Source organism: Pseudoalteromonas sp. S16_S37 (assembly GCF_014694405.1).
In the GTDB taxonomy this organism is placed as follows: Bacteria; Pseudomonadota; Gammaproteobacteria; order Enterobacterales; family Alteromonadaceae; genus Pseudoalteromonas.
In genome coordinates this window covers 1-1,420 of sequence record NZ_JAAUWV010000141.1, presented here as the reverse complement: position 1 = coordinate 1,420, position 1,420 = coordinate 1, and the positions used below count along the sequence as shown (strand labels likewise).

The following is a 1,420-nucleotide window of genomic DNA, read 5'->3' as shown; positions in this document are numbered from 1 at the left end:
CATAAGCAAGTACGCGAAGGGTTTAACCAGCTAACCTTGCTTGGCGAGCAGCTTGAAACACTCACCCATTTAGACGAAAAAACCTACGAAGCGGCGCGCTCGGCACTGTATGCCGATAGCAAAGTATTACTGAGCCAGTTGGCGCACGTATGGAATGAGCTATATAGAAGCTACGGCCATTTAGACGATGCAAAGCCGTCTGGTGAATGGCTTGCTGAGTTTGGCTTTGAGGGAATGGAGGTGATCGAATGACCTCACTATCTTTAGACTATTGGGGCGAGCAACTCTCAAATGCCAAGCACGGGCAAAAAGGCAGCATACTAAAACAAGCTTGCGACACACTAGGGCTGAGCAAAGATGCGCTGTACCGCCGTTTAAAGGCCAATGGCTGGACAAGCGGTAAAGCACAGCGCGTGGATGCGGGCACAACTTCAATGGATGAAGAAGCCATAAATATGATGGTGGCTATTTTAAATCAAGGGGTTCGTGATAATGGTAAGCGGATCATGGACATTACCACGGCCAAATCTATATTAGTGGTTAATGGTTATAAGTGCTTGAGTACAAGCCAGATCAGCCGTGTACTAAGTACGCGTAATGCGGCTGTGAGCGCGTTGGATAGGGCCACACCTCATATACAAATGCGTAGCCTAGCCCCAAACCACGTACATCAAGTAGACCCGTCGTACTGCTTGCTTTATTACCCACCGGGTAGAAAAGGCAAAATACAGCGTTATGCAAATGACTCTGAGTTTTATGCTAATAAACCTGAAAATATAGAGCGAATAAAGCACTTGAGAGTATGGCGCTATGTGTTGATTGACCACAACAGCGGTGCGTTACGCGTAAAGTACTATGAGTCTGCGGGTGAGACTCAGGCAATCATGTTTGATTTTTTAATGTGGTGTTGGAGGCAGCATCAAGGCTCGCCTTTTATGGGCGTTCCGCAGATTTTGTTATGGGATAAAGGCAGTGCTAATACGGCAAAAGCAATCACGAATGTTTTAACTGCATTAAAAGTTAAAAATATCCCGCATGAGGCTGGCAACCCAAGAGCCAAAGGCGCGGTTGAAGTGGCTAACAACATTGTTGAAAAGCAGTTTGAAAGCCGCATTTTGTTTGAGCCTGTTGGCAGTGTTGCGGAGTTAAACGAATCAGTATGGGCATGGCAAGAAGCATTTAATGCCGACAAAGTGCCGGGTATGAACTGCAAGCATAGCCGTCACAAAAAAGCACGTTTTGATGTTTGGCTTAACATTTATAAGCCTGAAAACCGTGATTATTTGCGCATGTTACCTGATGAGCAAGTGTGCAGGCTTTTGCTTACGAGAACCGATGAAGATAGAAAGGTTCAAGGTGACTTAACCATTAGTTATGTACACCCTCGCACTAAATCAAAACTGGTCTACGACCTCGCTGA

At 45.8% G+C, this 1,420-nt stretch carries 1 protein-coding gene and 1 pseudogene; both read left to right on the top strand.

Annotation, left to right across the window (positions count from 1 at the left end; genetic code table 11):
* Positions 1-252: pseudogene (locus HC733_RS22225) on the top strand (hypothetical protein); the annotation flags it as partial.
* A partial coding sequence (locus HC733_RS22220; RefSeq protein WP_190367154.1) for a DDE-type integrase/transposase/recombinase occupies positions 249-1,420 on the top strand: 1,172 nt, incomplete at its 3' end. The pseudogene HC733_RS22225 and the gene HC733_RS22220, both read left to right, overlap by 4 nt.